Source organism: Edaphobacter dinghuensis (assembly GCF_014640335.1).
In the GTDB taxonomy this organism is placed as follows: Bacteria; Acidobacteriota; Terriglobia; order Terriglobales; family Acidobacteriaceae; genus Edaphobacter; species Edaphobacter dinghuensis.
In genome coordinates this window covers 76,827-95,020 of sequence record NZ_BMGT01000005.1, presented here as the reverse complement: position 1 = coordinate 95,020, position 18,194 = coordinate 76,827, and the positions used below count along the sequence as shown (strand labels likewise).

Sequence of the window (18,194 nt, the reverse complement as noted above, 5' to 3'; positions counted from 1 at the left end):
TGAGAATCTCTCTCATCTAGACCATAAGGTGCGCCTCAACCGCACGTCATCTCGACCGGAGCGGCGCACAGTTTCATCGTGCGCCGCGGAGTGGAGAGACCCCTGTATTTTGTCTTTGTTCTCCTGCCCCTGCTTGACACCCGCCCATCAATTGGCTAAACAGGTGTGAGAAAAAGCAGCTATGGCAAACCTGTTGCGATGCAGATGGAGTTCGGTTCGCAAGCTGTTGCTGTTCGCGGCTGGTTGGATGGCGGTTGCTTCGCCGCTCACATTCGCGCAGGCAGGCGCGACCCCAGATGCGGCTCCTGCTGCAACAACTGCAAGCAAGGCATATGTCCCGACGCTGACGTTTGATGTGGCTTCCATCCGGCAGAGCCCGGTGGCAGATTCTTATATGGTCAGTGCGTTCTTTGCACCCCATACCGGCTCTTTCCGTGCGACAAACTTCAACTACATGAATCTCCTTGCCATGGCATACGGCATCCGGTGGGATCAAATATCCGGCGTGCCGGACTCCAGAACAACGTTCAATATTCAGGCAAAGTCAGACGACGTTGCCGATGAACGTCTGGCAGGGTTGAATAAAGATCAGGAAAAGCTTGAACACCAGCATATGCTTCAAGCGTTGCTTGCTGACCGCTTCAAGCTGAAGGTCCACTGGGAGACGCGAGAAGCTCCGGCCTACGATCTGCTGGTGTCGAAGAAAGGGTCGAAGATGCAGGTATCAAAGGGCGAACCGCCAAGTGCCGAGGAGAGGAAAGCATGGGGCGACAAACCCATACCCCGCCTCTACCAGCGAGGCGATAGCCGGGTCGGCTTCGATTTTATTGCTCACGGAGCTTCGATGAGCGATATCACCGATATGCTGGCCGGACAGTTTGGCCATCCCATCGTCGATAAGACCGGGCTTACTGGTAAATACGACTTCATCCTGCGATATCACGGCGCACAGTTAGACGATAGGAAGGCCGATGATATGGACCCCGTCCCGACGCTCGATACCGCAATTCAGGACCAGTTAGGCCTCAAACTGAAGCCCACGAAGGCGCCGGAAAAGATTCTAGTGATCGATCACATCGAAAAACCCTCGGAGAATTAGTGGATGGGATTTTTCTGAGGTTTAATAGGCGGATGCCCATGCCTGTCCTTCAAAAGCCTGGCCGTATCTTCAGCATCATCGTGCTGGCCGCTTTGATCGGCTGCAGAAGCGATGCGCCCTACGTTGTGCCGGAGGAGCCGATGCCTGCCAATACCGTGATGCTCGCCGAGATGATGCGTGAGCTCTCAGCTAACCCCGGATTTACCGAAGCCATCCTCGCGGAACTGGATAAGAGCGGAAAGCAGGGTCCCGCACTAATGACTCCGGCCCTGATGCATCGCTTGCGCGAGTTGATTCTGGGCAAGGACTGGCAGGGGCTTGATCGCTTTCCCGGCTGGACCATGCAAGAGATCAACCCCACCGTGCGCGTCGCCGGACACATCGCCGGAAAGAACGAGGCCCTTGCAGACCTCGCCGCGCGGCATCCCGGCAGCCCGAAGAGCAGCATGTCCACCGCGCAGGCAAAGCAGTTCATCGACCTCGGCACTTACACGCTCGAACACGCGGAGACGATCGATCTCGACAAGCCTTCGTCGTTGCCTGGCTTCCATCGCGAAGGTCTGGTCAGCAGCCTCGGTGCGGGCGTGCTTCGCGGCGACGATGCCAACACAAAGCTCTCTCCGCTTCATGCAGAAAGTCAGCGCATGGCCGACGCGCTCAACCGCCTGAGCCTCAACGCGCTCGACGATACACCCCAGGCCACCGCAGAGCTGGATGGAAAGAAAGCCACAACGCCCGAGGCGCTTGCGCAGGCGCTAATTGACTCCGGCCACACCGTCATCGTGTGGGACGCTCGCTACTTCGCGAACTTCGGCCACTTCCACTACAAGGGCCAGGACGTCATGATGCCTTTCTGGGTGAGCTCGCAGATTAAAATCCCCGGCACGAAACGAACGCTGCTCATCCCGGTCAGCCATGCCGAATATGAGTGGCAGATTCGCGGGCCGAAGATCAACGCCGACGTAAGCTGGTACTTCGGCGTCGACGGCAAGGCCGAGTTCCGCACCATGGACACGCTCGATCAACCGTGGGTTCTCGGCCGTCACGCGCACGAGTATCGCGACGCCGACGCTGTCGAAATTACTCGCCTCACAGGCAGGATGTCGGTCGCCTACATGCATCAGCACCAGGCGCGGCCAACGCTCTCCTTTGGTGGCTACTACGCGCTCGGCGTCTGCCAGGACAGCGTCGCCGCCATCGAAAAGAAGATGACCGGCAACGCGACGCTGTTTCCCAACACCGCGGATGGCGCACTCTTCGACGATCCTCGCGACGCCGAGATCAATGCACTCCTCGAAGCCATCCCAAAGGACCGCAACGGAAAACCACCAGAGCCCGAGCGAATCTTCGGCTCTCTGCCGACGACCAATCTGAATGCAATCACGATCCCCGGTCTCACTGCCGATCTCATAGCCGTGCAGACCGCATGGCACGACGGCACGCTCGAGCGCACGCAATCGTGGACGAGAAAGATGCTCGGAAGACTGGCCGGTATATCTGCGGCTGTCTTACTGCTCGGAGTCGTGATCGTGAGACGCAGGCGATCACGATAGTGCTGCGTGCAAACTCACACTGCACGATGCAACGTAGGAAAGCAATTTCAGAGTCCTAAAGTCAGGGAGGATTCTTATGGCAACCAAAAAGGCAGCAAAGAAGTCATCGAAGAAAACAACCCACAAGAAGACAGCCGGCAAAAAGAGCGCAACGAAAAAAGCTGCAACGAAAAAAAGCGCAAGCAAGAAGACCTCTGCAAAGAAGAGCACTTCAGCCCGCAAGTACGGAAAGGCCGCAGGCAAGAGCGTCGAGCGCGAGATGAAAGCGATGAAGCAGGGCAAGCTCAAGAGCGGCCGCAGCGGCAAGAAGGTCACTAGCCGCAAGCAGGCCATCGCCATCGGCCTATCGGAGGCACGCAGAGCCGGTGCAAAGGTCCCGAAGAAGAAGAGTTAAAACACGCAAGAGTTGAATCCGCAACCCGAGCACCGCAATCCAAACGGCATGCCAGATTCAATCCTAAGAAAGCCGCTGCTGAGCGCGGTGCTCGGAACCGCCACCGTCACGCGCGTCGAAGTTCGCGAGATAGTCTTTCAACCGGGACAACAGACCGGCCGTCATCTCCATCCATGTCCCGTCGTGGGATACATCGCCGAAGGCGAAGCCTTATTTCAAAAAGAAGGTGACACCGATATCCAAAGACTGCCAGCCGGTTCGGCATTCTATGAACCGGCGAACGCTGTCGTCTCACGCTTCGACAACGCTTCCACGACCCAGCCCATGAAGTTCATTGCCTACTACCTGCTGAACGGAGAGCAGGAGCTCATCCACATATTGCCGCAGGCGTAGCGTCCCGCGCTATTTCTTGTCGGAGCTCGCTGTCGATGCCGGTGCAGAAGCCGCGGGCGCAGCCGTCGCCGCAGGTGCGGCCGTCTTCGTCTCCGAGCTGCTCGTCGAAGAGCTGCTCTTGCTCTCGGCGGCCTTTGGCTTGGCATTGCCATAGCCATCGGCATACCATCCGCCACCCTTGAAGCTGACGGCAGGCGCGGAGAGAACTCGCTCAAGATGTCCGTTGCAGTACGGGCATACCGTGATCTCGGGGTCGGAGAACTTCTGTATCTTCTCGGTGCGGCGATGGCAGGCAGTGCATTCGTATTCGTAGAGCGGCATTGCGGAGTCGTTTCCTATCTGTCCAGATACAACTCTATTTTACAGTGTTGGCCGCGCCCTTCTTCCGTTCGGGTGGTCTATCGCGTAGCGTCGGCAGAGACTCTGCTCCGCTTGCGCCAAACTGCCTTTACTTTCGTACGCCAGCGCTCATCCAGCCCCACCAGCATCCACTCCACGCGTGGCGACAGATAGTGCAGCACCGTCTCCGTCGCCGGATGCACTCGCAGCGCCGGTGCCACCAGGTAAAGCTTCGGTGCGAGCGGCGATAGCTGCACTCCGCCAAAGTATCCATGGCGCTGAAATTCTCCCAGCCCGGTGATCTGATCAGGGTTCTGCAGATGATGCCAGCGCACCCGCACCCAGTAGTCCAGTCCCTGCAAGGCAAGGTGCAGGTCCTCATCGGCCTTCAGCTCAATCACGGCCAGTCTGCCATCGTCTGTCACGCCCAACAGATCGAGCATGCCGCGATCGGCCGCAGCGAACGCCGGGACCTGCGTATAAACATGTGCGGCGTTCAGGTGTGCATCGAGCGGCTCGACATCGCGCCGCAAAATACTCTCCAGCCAACGCTCCGGCTGCATCCTGTACAGCGGATCGCGAATGTCGCCGCCTGCGTCGCGTCGCGCGAACAAGCGTTCTACCAGCCTCTGCAACTCCGCCTCATTCTCGTCGGTCAGCGGAGTTTCATTCGCGCCCGCACCAAAGGAGATCTCCTGCGCTCTATTGAAGGAACTGCCCGCATACCCTGCGCGAACCCGTGCAAACTCCAAGCCATGCAGTAGAAATGCCATCTCGGTTCCGCTGCGAATCTTCTGCTCCACCGTCTCGCGCATCACCTCCGGCACCAGCATCATCACGCGTTCTGCCGCACTCGCAAACCGCTCTCGTGCAGCGGCGATATCGGGAGCATGCACCAGTCGCGTCGTCAGGTTGCCTTGATCGGTCGCATCGCGAAGCTCTAACGACTCTGTCTCCTGCTCCAGCTCCCACAACTCCCACTGAGCAGCCTCAGGGTTGAGCCACGCCAGTCGCGACAGCGTCAGCATTGTCATTCCGCGCGGAACAATCAGCCGCAATCCCTGATAGAGCCGACGCCCGCTCCCCGATTCCCGGCAATGATGCAGCCACAAAATTCCCAGCGTAAGAATCCCGTCAACAGTTGCCTGCGTCTCTTCTTGATTGACCGCAATCACGGCCCACGCCTTCTGTCCCTGCACCAGCGATCCCCGCGCATACGCTGGTCCAAAGCTCTTTTCGAGATCCATCGCTGTGCGAAAGCCCTCCGGCTTCCAACCCTCGAAGCTTTGTTCGAGCACACGCTCCAGCACACGCAGATACTTCACCCGCGTAGCCTCGCGTGTCGAAGGCGTTCTCCGGTCCTTGTCCGCTGCGAGCTCCAGCGTCTGCGGCTTCGTCTGCCCAAAGCGATGCGTGCTCAGGCGCAGCACGCCATTTCGCAGCACCGTTCCACCCACTCGCCGAACCAGGTTGCGGTCCTCGCTCCAAAGATGCAGGGTGCATCGCCCATGCTCTGTCGTCAGCGAATACTTTGCCGCGCGCATATCGAAGAGCACTTTTCCGTCTTCGCGCACGACTGCCTGGGGATGTTCGGCAAGAAAGCCCTCCAGCGCTGTGGCGATCTGCTCTACGGTTTGCTCTGGCTCTGCCGCAGTCGTGCGCGACGATCTCATGCCGCCATCTACCACTCTTCCTTTGCGCGCAGATGGGTAATATGCGCGACGTGATGCATCGAGTGCCACGCATACGTCAGCACCACCACATCCAGCGTGACCGGCCCATTCTCGGGATGATTGAAGCCGCGCGCCCACTGCTCCTCGCTCAACGACTGCAACAGCATCACCCAGCGCGCATGCAGGCTCTCCACCAGCTCCAGCGACCACTCCACCGGAGCCGCCGCATCGCGCAGCCTCGCCCACGCCTTTTCGTCATAGGGTTTGATCGTCGGCCAATCCTCGGTCAGCGCCATCCGCATGCGGATAAACGCATTCATGTGGCTGTCGGCAACATGATGCACCACCTGCCGCACCGTCCATCCGCCCTCGCGATACGGTGTGCTCAGTTGCGCGGTATCCAGGCCATCAACGGCGTTGCGCAACATCTCAGGCAGCTCTGCCAGCGTCGCAATCGCGCGAAGCCGATCATCGGCAGTGATGATCGCAGGCTTGTTGAATCTCCCAATCGGATATCGCGGATCATGTTCAGACATGGCTCGCTCCTTAAAATTCATTGAATTGCAAGGTAGCATATGCCTTCGTATCTTCAGTTAAGGCATTTTCAACGTCTTACTTTTACATGCGTCTTCTGATCACGAGTCTCGTCCTCTCCACCCTCGCTGCCGTTGCCGGTGCACAGCAGCCCTCGGGCCCTCATCATCAGCCGCTGCATGCTAAGCACTCTTATCTCGGCTTCGATCTCAACGACTATCCAGGCGACTCCTCTCTCCCCGCTCTGCGGCAGCAATTTTCCTTCGCTGGATACTGGCTCAACAATCCACCCGGTGACCGGCAGAATACTTGGCAGGGCAAGCGCGATGCGCTGCTGCACAATGGCTTCGGATTTCTTGTGCTCTTCAACGGCAGGCTCGACGACGAGCTTACAAAGGCGCAGAAGTCCGGCACCGCGCCCGCTGCTCTCGGAAAAAGTGATGCCGCTGCCGCCATCGCCGCAGCGCATCGCGAACACTTTTCGCCCAACACAATCATCTTTCTCGATCAGGAAGAAGGCGGCCGTCTCCTGCCGGAACAGGCGGGCTATCTCTTCGTGTGGACCGAGGCCGTGGCTCGCTCTGGCTATCGTCCCGGCGTCTACGCTAGCGGCCAGCCTGTCAACGAGGGGCACGGACACACGATTACAACAGCCGAGGACATTCGTAGCCACGTTGCCGCACAGCACCTGCACCCGATCGCTCTCTGGGTTGCGCAGGACGCATGTCCGCCGTCGAACGGCTGCGTCGTGCAGGCCCCCTCGCTTGCTGCCAGCGGAACTCCGGATGCGATGGTTTGGCAGTATGCCCAGTCTCCGCGGCGCAAATCCATCACTACGGTCTGCGCCCAGACTTATGCCAAGGATGGCAACTGTCACGTTCCCGGCATCGAAACTCTCCCCCTGGACCTGAATGCGGCAGACTCGTCAGATCCCTCTCGAGGGCGATGAAACCACTTAAAGGCTGTTTTACCGGTTACACAATCTTCGATGTAACCGTTATAGTAGGGCTTTAGTGGTTACATAGGGTTTCGCCGCCGTTTGCGACCCCTTCCGGCGAAGCCTACAATCGGAACAAGATGACTATCTCCTCCGTAGATCACAAGCGCTATTTCGTTGAAAAGCTGGGTATCTCCGAACGTCTGATGGAACGCTGTCTGGGCGAGGCGCTTTCCGCCGGAGGAGAGTACGCAGACCTTTATTTTGAGTCAGTTACGTCGACCTCGCTCGGCATCGACGAGTCGTTGGTCAAGTCCGCCAGCCAGGGCATCAGCGTAGGCTGCGGCATCCGCGTTTTAAGCGGCGAGCGCACCGGCTTCGCCTACACCGACGACCTCTCAAGCGACCGCCTCCTCAAAGCCGCCCGCACCGCTGCTTTGATCGCCAGCGGCCCGGCAAAGGAACTGGCGCATGGCTTTACCCATACGCAGACTCCGACGCTTTATCCCGTCGCCGGAGCTACCTCCGACGCCGAAATCTCGGAGAAGCTCAAGCTGATTGAGCGGGCTGATAAGGCTGCTCGTGCGTATGACTCGCGCATCGTGCAGGTTCGTGCCGGTTTCAATGATGAGTTGCGCCGCATCCTCGTCGCTGCCTCCGACGGCACGTTTGCCAGCGATACGCAGCCTCTGGCTCGCTTGAATGTCTTTGTCATTGCGAAGGACGGCCCGAATACTGCTCGTGGCACCAGCGGCGGCGGCGGGCGCGTTGCGCTCGATTTCTTTGAGGGCAAGAAGAGCCCGGAACACTTTGCTCGTGAAGCTGCTCGGACGGCGATGTTGCAACTGGGAGCGGTCGATGCTCCGGCTGGCGAGATGGAAGTAGTGCTTGGCCCCGGCTGGCCCGGCGTTCTGCTGCACGAGGCTGTTGGGCATGGACTTGAAGCAGACTTCAATCGCAAGAAGACCTCGGCGTTTGCCGGGCTTATTGGTCAGCAGGTTGCTTCGAGCAAGGTCACGGTGGTCGATAACGGGACGATGCCCAACCGTCGCGGATCTTTGAATGTCGATGATGAAGGCACGCCGACGCAGGAGAACGTGCTGATCGAGAATGGCATTCTGAAGGGCTATCTGACTGACAAGCTCAGTGCTCGGCTGATGGGCACGGCGAGCACCGGCAGCGGACGGCGCGAGAGCTATCAGGCGATTACCATGCCGCGCATGACGAACACCTACATGCTCAACGGTGACGATATGCCTGAGGACATTATCAAGAGCGTGAAGCGTGGGCTGTATGCCGTGAACTTTGGTGGCGGGCAGGTGGATATTACTAACGGCAAGTTTGTCTTCTCGGCCAGCGAGGCTTACCTGATCGAAGACGGCAAGGTGACGCAGCCGGTGAAGGGCGCGACGCTGATCGGCAATGGTCCCGAGGCACTGAAGTACGTGTCGATGGTGGGGAATGATCTTGCGCTCGATGAAGGCATCGGAACCTGCGGCAAGAATGGCCAAAGCGTTCCTGTTGGCGTTGGCATGCCTACCGTGAAGCTTGATCGCATGACGGTCGGCGGTACCGGGCAGTAGTTATTCAGTAATTTTGCTTATTTTTTATATCTCATGGAATCGAACCCATGCGCACCGCACCAGGCAACAGATCGAGGTGAACCATGGCAGTCGAACGTGAAAAGTTTTATGAGTGTGAAGTAAAGCGCAGGCGCGTAAAAGCCACGGGCGGTTACGAGCCGTTCTGGAAGGTCAAGCTGATTGCCGATGCTTTGAACGATAACGATACGGAGTTTCGCTGCAAGAGCTGCGGTGGTCCGCTGAAGGTGTTTCATCGCAATACGGAGAATGCACCGCCACCGCACGTCGAGCATAAGCTGAAGAGCGACTCGGAGTACTGCGCTGTGGGAATGTATTTTCTGAAAGCTACGGATGGCCGCGAGCCGCGACCGTCACAATCTCCTGTTCAATGAGGTATTGAATCTTGCCACAGCTTGAGTCACACGTCTCCGGTTCCGAATTGAAACAATTAGCCTCTGATGTTCTCGCCAAGGCTCTCAAGGCTGGCGCGACTGATGCCGAAGCCGTCGTCTATGAGGGCGATGAGTTTTCGGCGCTGGTGCGGCTGGGGCAGGTGGAGACACTGAAGGAGTCCGGCTCGCGGGCTATTGGGTTGCGCGTGTTTGTCGGGCAGCGGACGGCGAGCACGTCTTCGTCAGATTTTTCGGCGGAGTCGATTGCGCGACTGGTGGATGGTGCGATTGCGCTGGCGAAGATTACCAGCGAGGATCCGTTTGCCGGTCTGCCCGAGGCGCATGAGTTCGGCAAGATCGAAGAGGATCAGCATCTCTACTTTGAGGACGTCAACGAGATGCCTCCGGCGGAACGAATCGAGACGGCGCGGCGCGTGGAAGCTGCGGCGATGGGCTATGACACCCGCATCCAGAACTCGGGCGGCGGTGACTTCGATACGGCGACCTCGCACAAGATCATGGTTAACTCGCGTGGGTTTGTGGGCGAGTATCGCCGCTCGTACTGCGGCTTTTCTGCGATGCCGATTGCGGTGGATGAGAAGGGCGGGATGCAGCGCAACTACTGGTACTCGGCTGCGCGGACGACGCGTAAGCTCGAGTCGCCGGAGGAGATTGGCCACGAGGCGGCGCGGCGGACGCTGGCGCGGCTTGGAGCGCGGCAGGTGAAGACGCAGAAGGCTCCTGTAGTGTTTTCGCCGGAGATTGCGCGGTTGATCATTGGCAATATCTTTGAAGCGGCGAATGGCGATTCGATCTATCGCAACGCCAGCTTCTTTTGCGATCAGCTTGGGCAGCAGGTGGCGGGAGAGAACATTACTGTCGTCGATGACGGCACGATGATCTTTGATGGTATCGGCGGCTTTGGCACGTCTCCGTTTGATGGCGAAGGTTTGCCTACGCGGCGAACGGTGCTGGTGGCGAATGGCATTCTGAAGAACTATGTGCTGAACACCTATACCGCGAAGAAGCTGGGGATGAAGTCGACCGGCAATGCATCGCGTGGGCTGGCGGGGAATCCGGGGATTGGCGCGGGAAACTTTTATCTTGAGCCGGGTACGCTTACTCCGCAGGAGTTGATTGGCGATGTGAAGAGTGGGCTTTATGTCACAGAGACGATGGGCTTCGGCGTGAACCTTGTGACGGGAGATTATTCGCAGGGCGCCAGCGGCATGTGGATCGAGAATGGCGAGCTGGCTTATCCGGTGGAAGAGATCACCATCGCGGGCAATCTGAAGGACATGTACAAGAACATTGTCGCGATTGGGAATGATCTGGTGTTTCGCGGATCGAGTGCGGCGCCTACTATTCGCGTTGAAGGGATGATGATCGCCGGGGCTTGATTCCGCTAGGACTCTTCTTCTGGCTCGAGCTCCCTCCGCACCCACGGATATCCTGGCCTTTCGCGTTCAGCACACCAACCTAAGGGCAGGTCTGCCAGTTCTTTTAGGCTCGCATCCTTGTCAATTTGATGATGCAAGCAGGAGAGCACCGGGCCGCCACCGTCAGACATGCTATCGGCGAGGAATTGCCATGCCCCATCCGAGAGATCATGCGAAACATAGATAACCGCTTCTGTCCCGGCGTGAACCGTATTTGACAAGAAGACTTGCGTATGCGGCGGATCGGGAAACTTCCAATCGAAGAAGCTGCTTTTCGGATCCGCCGAAGACCAGAAGTCTTCCTCGGTTTTGGTCATCGGTGCGTCAACCTGCATAAGTGGCTGTAGAAAATATGTCTCAAAACTCGGCTCTCCCGGAAAGACATTTTTACGGTCCGGATAGACAGCTTGTAGAACAGGGAAATATTCGCCATCGTAATACCATGTTGCCCAACCCATCAGGTGCTTTACCCACTTAGGATCAACAGGACGGAACTCGCACTCGACCTCGCCAATCATCTCGCGATGACGTCCCTGAGTGAGATCGATACCGTTTCTGAGTGCCTTTGCGGCCTCGTTGAGAAGAACGTGTGCTGTCTTATTGAGAAGTCCTACTACGATAATCTCGGGTCTTCTGCATGTATCGTAAACGCCAATCGTGTACGACCATCCCGGACCTGCTCCGCTTTTTTCCACTTGAATAACTTCGCAGCCATACTTTTCGATATTCGAAATAGTCTTCTCATCTTGCGTGCTTAGGTTGCTTGCTCGCAATCGACGGCTACGATCCGTCTCAAAGTTACGAATTGATGTGCTCATATATGGGCCTTATTAAGAACATACTAACTATGCACGAGGCTACAATCCGGGTGTGGGATTGCGTTTTCATTTCGATACGGTTGTTGACTTTGCGCCGGAGCGGGCAGAGGAGATTTTGCGGGCGGTGCCTGCGCTGCCGGGTGTGTTTGCGCTGTGCGGCGCGCGCGAGGGCGATGAGCCTTATCTGACGCGCACGGCCGATCTGCGGCGGAGGATGAGGCGGCTGCTCGATCCGCCGGAGTCGCAGTCGAAGCGGCTGAACCTACGGGACAAGGTGGCGCGGATTGAGTACTGCGTCACGGGCTCTGACTTCGAGTCGTCGCTGGTGCTGTATGACGCGGCGGTGGCGTTGTTTGGGTATGCCGAGGCGCGGCGCAGGTTGAAGCTGCATACTCCTTATTTTTTGCGGTTGACGATGGAGAATGCGCATCCGCGGGTGTATGCGACGAACCGGTTGTCGAAGCGCGGGCTCGGGGAGATGTATGGGCCGTTTCCTTCGCGGTCGGTTGCGGAGCGGTACTGCGATGCGGTGCTCGATTTGTTCAAGCTGCGGCGGTGCTGGGAGGATCTGGAGCCTTATCCGGAGCATCCGGGGTGCGTGTATGGGGAGATGAAGAAGTGCATGGAGCCGTGCAAGCAGGCCTGCACGCCTGAGGAGTATGCGGCGGAGGCGGTGGCGGTGAAGGCATTCTTCGACACGCGCGGTGAGAGCAGGCTGGCGGCGATCGAGCAGGAACGTGAACAGGCTTCGGCGGAGATGGAGTTTGAGAGGGCGGCAGCGCTGCATGCTCAGTGGCAGAAGGTGAAGGCTGCTGCGGCGCAGGCGGATGAGATCGTGCAGCCGGTTCCGAAGCTGCGGGCGGTGATTGTGCAGACGGCGGTGGTGGAGAAGGAGTTGCCGGATCAGGCGGCTTTGTTTTTGTTGCAGGGCGGATGTCTAGCAGGGCCGGAGCGGCTTTCTACGCTGGGGGTAAGGGCGGTGAAGGAGCAGACGAGCGTGGGCAGCTCGCTGTTTGCGCAGCCGCTGATGTTGCAGGCGGTTCCTCTGGAGGGCGAGGTGGGTTTGCCTGTGGATTCGCCTGAGGTGAGGGCTGCGGCAGTGTTGGGGGTGCTTGAGGCTAAGGTGGGGAAGGCCAGTGATCTGGCTCTGCTGAGCGATCATCTTTCGCTGTTCAAACGCTGGTATTACAGGCCGGAGAAGCAGCGGACGGGCGAAGTCTTTCTGCCGAATGCGGATGGAGGATGGCCGGTGCGACGGATTTTGCGGGGAGCGGCGAGAGCGGCGCTGGGCGAGCCGAAGAAGATGGCCGAGACGCAGCGCGAGGCGGCGAAGGGGGCGAAGACGAAGATTCTGCATGAGGGCAGGGAAGGTGTGGAGCGGGTGGTTGTGATGGCGGAGAAGAGGGAGAAGGTCGAATAGCGGAGGCTGGAGAGTTGAGTGGAAACCCATGTCCCAGAATCGGGACATGGGGCGCGCGCACCCGGCTTCATTGCAAATACAAAATACAGGGATCTCTCCACTTCGCTTTGCTCCGGTCGAGATGACGTATGTTTGAGGTTCGGTCGAGATGACTTGCATTTGTGGGCGATAGCGTAGGGCGCTGGTAAACTGGCGGCAGGAGCGATTTCCTTTTGATTGAACTGGCATTTTCGATACTTGCGTCTGACTTTGCGCATCTGGCCGACGAAGTGGCGGCGGCGGAGCGGGGTGGCGGGACCATCGTCCATGTGGATGTGATGGATGGGCATTTTGTGCCGAATATTACATTTGGGCCGCCCATGGTGCAGTCGCTGCGGCCAGTGACCAAGCTGCCGCTCGATTGCCATCTGATGGTGGAGAATCCGGATGCGTTCATTCCGGCCTTTGCCGAGGCGGGCGCGGACATGGTGAGCGTGCAGCAGGAGGTCTGCCGGCATCTGCACCGGACGCTGCAACTGATTGAGCAGAATGGCATGAAGCCGGGAGTGGTGATCAATCCGGCGACGCCGGTGGATACGCTGATCGAAGTGCTGCCGATGGTGCACTATGTACTGGTGATGAGCGTGAACCCGGGGTTTGGCGGGCAGAAGTTTCTGCCGCTGGCGCTCGAGAAGATTGCCTATCTGGCGGCGTTACGCAAGGAGATGGGGCTTGGGTTCCGCATCGAGGTCGATGGCGGCGTTGCTCACGATACGGTGGGTGCTGTGGTCGAAGCAGGAGCAGACATGCTGGTGGCTGGATCGGCTATCTTTAGTCCCGGAAAGACGGAGCAGAATGCGCGGGAGTTTTTGAAGGTTGCGCGTGCGGGTGTGCCGAAAAGTACGCCCAAAAAGAAGAAGTAAGGGCTGACTGGCTGTGATTGAAATCGGCAGCAGGTAAAAAAGCGAAATACAGGGGTCTCTCCACTGTGCTTCGCTACGGTCGAGATGACGTGCTTTATTGCTGCTACGGTCGAGATGGCGTAGTTTTGAGAGTCTGGCCGGGATGCAGTTTGTGGACAGCTTCGGCCGCACAAGGCTGACGGGAAAGACTAGAATAGGATGCAGCCTGTGCGCTGATGCGCGAGGCTTATGGGGTACACCGCAGGATGAGTGAGCGTTCCTTTTTTCCAAGTTTGAAAGCCAGCGCGCTGGCCGGGGTGGCGGTAGCGGTATTGCTGACGTCTTCAATGGTTGCAGGAGCACAGGTGACGGGCTCGTCGCAGACGACGACCGACGCCAATGGGCAGCAGCAGGAGAGCGTAACCCTGTCAGCTTCCGGCAAGAAGCACAAGAAGGAAGACAAGGTCGTCGAGTCGAAGGACACCAAGAAGCAGATGCGCAAAGATAAGGCGCTGACCCCGATTGCGGAGCAGGACGCGAAGCTTCCGGATAAGGAGTTGTACGACAAGGCGGTTCTTGCCACCAAGAAGGGACACTTCGACGTCGCGCGACTCGACCTGCAGACGCTCCTCAATACCTATCCCGACTCGCAGTTTCAGATGCGCGCCAAGCTGGCGATTGCCGACAGCTGGTACAAAGAAGGCGGCACGGCTGCGCTGATGCAGGCCGAGAGCGAGTACAAGGACTTCATTACCTTCTTCCCCAACGCACCTGAGGCCGCCGAGGCGCAGATGCGCGTAGGTGACATCTACTTCCGCCAGATGGACAAGCCCGACCGCGACTATACCAAGGCCACCCATGCCGAGGAAGAGTACCGGCTGATGCTGCAGCAGTTCCCGGAGTCGTCGCTGGTGCCGCAGGCCAAGCAGCGCCTGCGCGAGGTGCAGGAGGTGCTGGCAGAGCGTGAGGCAGAGATTGGCGACTTTTATGCGTCGCGTGCCGCGTGGCCTGCGACGATTGCTCGCTATCAGACTGTGGTGGACACCTATCCCGAGTACAGCCACATGGACGATGTGCTGGTGGGACTGGGCGATGCCTACGAGGCAGAGGCGAAGTATGTCCGCTCGATCCGGCTGCCCGAGGCTGCGAAGGCCCGGCTGGAGCATATCTATGACGATGCCGCGGCGAATGCATATCGCAGGGTGGTGCTCGAGCACTCGGCTTCGCCGCACGTAGAGGATGCGCGCGACCGGCTGGCAGCGATGGACCTGCCGATTCCGAAGCCTACGCCGGAGCAGGTGGCGGCGAGCGAAGCGCTGGAGAACAGCCGCTCGGGCTACAACCTGAAGGAGCGCGCCAAGCTGCTGGTGATGCATACGCCGGACACGGTGATGGCGGCCCATATCGGCGACCCGTCGCTGACCGATCCCAAGCCGACCCTGGCTCCGGATGTTACGCGCAAGATTATTTCGGACTTCAATACCTCGATGCATCCAGAGACTGCGGCGAAGGAGCCGGCCAAGACCGAGCCTGCGGCGACGGCGGATGCTGCGCCGGCAGATGAGGCTGCTGCTCCTGCTACGCCGACGACGCCGGCTGCACCACTGGCGTTCCACGATGTTCCTACGGCTGCTCCGGGTTCGGACAACGGCTCTGCGGTGCAGACGAGCGTTCCGGGCGCGACCAGCAATACTTCGTCGGGAACAGCATCGGATTCGATGGGCGTCGAGATCGTCTCGCCGTCGTCGGCTCCGAAGGCGAGCGACGCGAATGGAGGTTTGAAGGCGGTCGGCCCGACGAACAATACGCCTCTGCCTGCTGTTGAGAAGGCCGGAGACGCTCCCGATGCGGTCAATGAGATCAAACCGGGAAGCCAGCCAGCGGCCCAGGCGCCGAACCCGAAGGGCAAGAAGACCAAGCCCGCGTTCGACAAGTCGGATGAGTCGTCGAGCAAGCACAAGAAGAAGAAGGGCTTGGATAAGCTCAATCCGTTCTAAACTTTAGTGAGAATCAATTGCGAAAAGCCCTGGAGAACTCCGGGGCTTTTTTGCGGAACTGGACCGTTCCGCATGATTATTTGACAGGCTTTTATATCGGCATATACGGTTGGGCTGCAACGTAACCGCTTACTATGGATGAGATTGACGGAAAGTAGAGTGTTTCTGCGATGAGTTTTCTTCGTGACGTAAAAACGGTTGTGACCGATAGTCATTTTCTGGTGCCATTTTTTGTGCTGATCGCCGGGATCGCCCTGTTGGTCGTGCTGCATTAGTTAAAATCTGAGCTCGTTTTAAAACCTGTATCGAAGACGTTGGATGGAATGGGGATACGTTTGTGGGAAGTGCGGTAACGAAGAGCCCAAAAAAAGGTACGGGGATGTCGCTGCATGGCTTAGGTGTGGTCTGCGGGCTGACGGCCGGGGTTTGGCTGGGCGCGGCGGAGGCTCCGACGAAGCTGGTGAATGCGGGATTCTCCCCGTTTGCGATCTCGCTGTGCATGGTGGCGGGGGTGTTTACGGCGCGGTGGACGTTTCCGACGCTGTTGAAGGGGACGAGTTACGTCTTTGCCGATTTGTTTGAGAAGAAGCACCTGATCGTGTGGGCGCTGCTGGCCGGGGCGCTGTGGGCGGTGGCGAATACGCTGACGGTGTTTGCGATTCGCGATGTGGGCCTGGCGGTGGCGTTTCCGCTGTGGAATACGAACTCGCTGATTGGGCTGCTGTGGGGGCGGTTGCTGTTTCGTGAGCTGGAGGGAGCGAGTGGAAAGAATATCGGCAAGGTAGTGTTGGGGACGGTGGCCATTGTGGCTGCGGCGGTGATGCTGGGCTTCAGTACGCTGCATGGCGGGACGGCCACGGGACACAATGCGGTGGGCGGGATATTGGCCGCTGCTGGCGCGAGTTTGATGTGGGGGACGATGTATGTTCCTTATCGCAAGGCGTATTTGAGCGGGATGAATCCGCTGTCGTTTGTGACGGCGTTTACGGTGGGGGAGTTGAGCACGGTGTTTGCACTGACGGTGGCGCTGGATGGAGGGCTGCATTCGCCTTCGTTCCAGTTGTTCCATCTGCGGGGAATGGTGTTCTGGCTGTTTCTGGGCGGGTTTGTTTGGGTCATCGGCGACCTGTTTCAGCAGTTTGCGACGAAGTATGTCGGGATTGGGCGCGGGATTCCGCTGTCGAATACGAACCAGCTTTGGGGGCTGGCATGGGGTGCGCTGGTGTTTGGGGAGCTGGCAGCAGCGGACCATCAGCATAAGCTGCTGGTGGTGACGGGGTCGGTGGTGATGATTCTGGGGGCGCTGGCGATCAGTACGGCGGTGGCGTCGTCGAAGGAGCAGACGTCGACGAACGAGGCGGTGCTGCGGGAGTGCGAGCGCTATGGGCTGGACTATAACCAGACGATGATGGCGATGGCCGGTGACGAGTTCAACACGCGCAACGAGAGGCGGCGCTGGTGGGACTATGCAATTATTGCTGCGGCGACGGGCGTGTTTATCTGGCTGGGAGTGCGGGCGGTGGTGCCTCCGCTGGCGATGGATGTTCGCTGGATTGCAGTTTTGGGCGGCGTGCTGCTGCTAAGCCTGATTGCGGGGACGTGGAGCTTGTGGAGGAGGACGCGGTTTTCGTAGGTTGGTGTACGCAGAGTTTGGGTATGCTTCAGGTGTGGAGAAGTTTCAGGAGCGAACATGGCTGTAAGACTGAAAGATATTGCGCGTGATTTGGGTGTGTCGGTTGTTACCGTGTCGAAGGTGTTGCGGGGCAACGCCGATATCGGAGAAGAGACGCGGCGGCGCGTGCTGAAGCGCATGAAAGAACTGAACTATCAGCCCAACATGATGGCGCGGGGGCTGGCCAGCGGGCGCACCTATACCGTGGGGCTGGTGGTGCCGGACCTGGTGCATCCGTTCTTTGCAGAGTTTGCCAAATCGCTGAGCGGAGTTCTGCGGACGAGCAAGCGAGCCCTGATTCTGGCTTCGTCGGAGGAAGACCCTGAGGTGGAGCAGCAGGAGATTCGCACGCTGTTGAGCCGGGGGATCGATGTGCTGCTGATTGCTTCGTGCCAGGCTAGCCTGCGTAATTTTTATGAGCTGGGGGATGTGAGGACGCCTTACCTGTTGTTCGACCGGAACTTTCCTCATCTGGCGGCGCACTTTGTCGGGACGGACGATGTGAAGGTGGGCGAGATGGCTACGCGCCACCTGATCGATATTGGACGGAAGCGTATCGCGCATATTGGCGGAAAGAACACCAGCCCTTCGTTTGATCGCTTGCGGGGTTATCGGAGTGCGATGGCGGAGCATCGGCTGATTGTGCCGGAGAGTTATGTGCTGGTGCGGGAGCGGGTGGAGGAGGCTGGCGATACCGCCGGTTTTCAGGCGATGCAGGAGCTGCTGCGGCTCGATCCTCGTCCGGATGCGGTGTTCTGCTACAACGATCTGACCGCCATTGGAGCGATAGAAGCGACATTGCAGGCCGGTCTGCGCGTGCCCGAGGACATTGCATTTATCGGCTGCGGAAATCTGCGCTATGCGGATTACCTGCGCGTTCCGTTAAGCTCTATCGACCATGGGACGGCGGAGCTGGGACGGGTTGCGGGAGAGTTTGCGCTGGATCTGTCGGCCAAGCCGGAACAGTCGCCCAGGAGCGTTCTGCTGGAGTCGACGCTGGTGGTGCGGGAGTCTTCGGTGAAGGGCTCGTCCCGACGGTGATCTTTTTGCCTCGGCGCTGATCTTTTCTT

Annotated in this window: 17 protein-coding genes; 13 read left to right on the top strand and 4 right to left on the bottom strand. The window is 58.8% G+C overall.

The features are described 5' to 3' along the window. Window positions 1–181: 181 nt before the first annotated feature. From IEW09_RS18545 to IEW09_RS18530, 4 genes are all read left to right on the top strand, one after another. Window positions 182–1,099, top strand: a complete 918-nt coding sequence (locus tag IEW09_RS18545) for a TIGR03435 family protein (RefSeq protein WP_188555752.1) — start codon at window positions 182–184, stop codon at window positions 1,097–1,099. Between the two features lie 38 nt (window positions 1,100–1,137). After that, on the top strand, window positions 1,138–2,652 hold the full coding sequence (locus IEW09_RS18540; protein ID WP_229739443.1) for a hypothetical protein: 1,515 nt from the start codon (window positions 1,138–1,140) through the stop codon (window positions 2,650–2,652). A 76-nt stretch (window positions 2,653–2,728) separates the two neighbouring features. Next, entirely contained in the window at window positions 2,729–3,046 is a 318-nt protein-coding gene (locus tag IEW09_RS18535) for a DUF6496 domain-containing protein (RefSeq protein WP_188555751.1), read from the top strand. Between the two features lie 48 nt (window positions 3,047–3,094). Further along, window positions 3,095–3,439, top strand: a complete 345-nt coding sequence (locus IEW09_RS18530) for a cupin domain-containing protein (protein WP_188555750.1) — start codon at window positions 3,095–3,097, stop codon at window positions 3,437–3,439. Between the two features lie 9 nt (window positions 3,440–3,448). Here IEW09_RS18530 and IEW09_RS18525 read toward each other — a convergent pair whose 3' ends face one another. The 3 genes from IEW09_RS18525 to IEW09_RS18515 form a co-directional block, all read right to left on the bottom strand. Beyond that, a complete protein-coding gene (locus tag IEW09_RS18525; RefSeq protein ID WP_188555749.1) occupies window positions 3,449–3,760 on the bottom strand; it encodes an FmdB family zinc ribbon protein in 312 nt (103 codons plus the stop codon). Window positions 3,761–3,837: 77 nt separating this feature from the next. Continuing rightward, window positions 3,838–5,451, bottom strand: a complete 1,614-nt coding sequence (locus IEW09_RS18520) for a hypothetical protein (RefSeq protein ID WP_188555748.1) — start codon at window positions 5,449–5,451, stop codon at window positions 3,838–3,840. 8 nt (window positions 5,452–5,459) lie between these two features. Further along, window positions 5,460–5,987 (bottom strand): YfiT family bacillithiol transferase, encoded by a 528-nt coding sequence (locus tag IEW09_RS18515; RefSeq protein ID WP_188555747.1) that lies wholly within the window; start codon window positions 5,985–5,987, stop codon window positions 5,460–5,462. Between the two features lie 86 nt (window positions 5,988–6,073). On the opposite strand from IEW09_RS18515, the gene IEW09_RS18510 reads away from it, so the two are divergent. The 4 genes from IEW09_RS18510 (at window position 6,074) to IEW09_RS18495 (ending at window position 10,297) form a co-directional block, all read left to right on the top strand. After that, complete coding sequence (locus IEW09_RS18510) at window positions 6,074–6,934, top strand: glycoside hydrolase domain-containing protein (protein ID WP_188555746.1); 861 nt, start codon at window positions 6,074–6,076, stop codon at window positions 6,932–6,934. A 128-nt stretch (window positions 6,935–7,062) separates the two neighbouring features. Beyond that, a complete protein-coding gene (gene tldD, locus IEW09_RS18505; RefSeq protein ID WP_188555745.1) occupies window positions 7,063–8,505 on the top strand; it encodes a metalloprotease TldD in 1,443 nt (480 codons plus the stop codon). Between the two features lie 83 nt (window positions 8,506–8,588). Beyond that, window positions 8,589–8,897, top strand: coding sequence for a hypothetical protein (locus IEW09_RS18500; protein WP_188555744.1), 309 nt, complete (start codon window positions 8,589–8,591; stop codon window positions 8,895–8,897). A gap of 11 nt (window positions 8,898–8,908) precedes the next feature. Then, complete coding sequence (locus IEW09_RS18495) at window positions 8,909–10,297, top strand: TldD/PmbA family protein (protein WP_188555743.1); 1,389 nt, start codon at window positions 8,909–8,911, stop codon at window positions 10,295–10,297. 5 nt (window positions 10,298–10,302) lie between these two features. Here IEW09_RS18495 and IEW09_RS18490 read toward each other — a convergent pair whose 3' ends face one another. Continuing rightward, on the bottom strand, window positions 10,303–11,154 hold the full coding sequence (locus IEW09_RS18490) for a DUF4262 domain-containing protein (protein ID WP_188555742.1): 852 nt from the start codon (window positions 11,152–11,154) through the stop codon (window positions 10,303–10,305). Window positions 11,155–11,206: 52 nt separating this feature from the next. Between IEW09_RS18490 and IEW09_RS18485 the strand changes: the two genes are divergently transcribed. The 5 genes from IEW09_RS18485 (at window position 11,207) to IEW09_RS18460 (ending at window position 18,165) form a co-directional block, all read left to right on the top strand. Further along, on the top strand, window positions 11,207–12,574 hold the full coding sequence (locus IEW09_RS18485; RefSeq protein WP_188555741.1) for an excinuclease ABC subunit UvrC: 1,368 nt from the start codon (window positions 11,207–11,209) through the stop codon (window positions 12,572–12,574). Between the two features lie 212 nt (window positions 12,575–12,786). Continuing rightward, window positions 12,787–13,476 carry a ribulose-phosphate 3-epimerase gene (gene rpe / locus IEW09_RS18480; protein WP_188555740.1) on the top strand — a complete coding sequence of 230 codons (690 nt, stop codon included), beginning with the start codon at window positions 12,787–12,789 and terminating at the stop codon, window positions 13,474–13,476. A gap of 245 nt (window positions 13,477–13,721) precedes the next feature. Beyond that, window positions 13,722–15,452: an outer membrane protein assembly factor BamD gene (gene bamD / locus IEW09_RS18475; protein ID WP_188555739.1), complete on the top strand. Its 1,731-nt coding sequence runs from the start codon at window positions 13,722–13,724 to the stop codon at window positions 15,450–15,452. 379 nt (window positions 15,453–15,831) lie between these two features. Continuing rightward, window positions 15,832–17,085, top strand: a complete 1,254-nt coding sequence (locus tag IEW09_RS18465) for a GRP family sugar transporter (RefSeq protein WP_188555737.1) — start codon at window positions 15,832–15,834, stop codon at window positions 17,083–17,085. A gap of 57 nt (window positions 17,086–17,142) precedes the next feature. Next, window positions 17,143–18,165, top strand: coding sequence for a LacI family DNA-binding transcriptional regulator (locus tag IEW09_RS18460; RefSeq protein ID WP_188555736.1), 1,023 nt, complete (start codon window positions 17,143–17,145; stop codon window positions 18,163–18,165). Window positions 18,166–18,194: the final 29 nt, after the last annotated feature.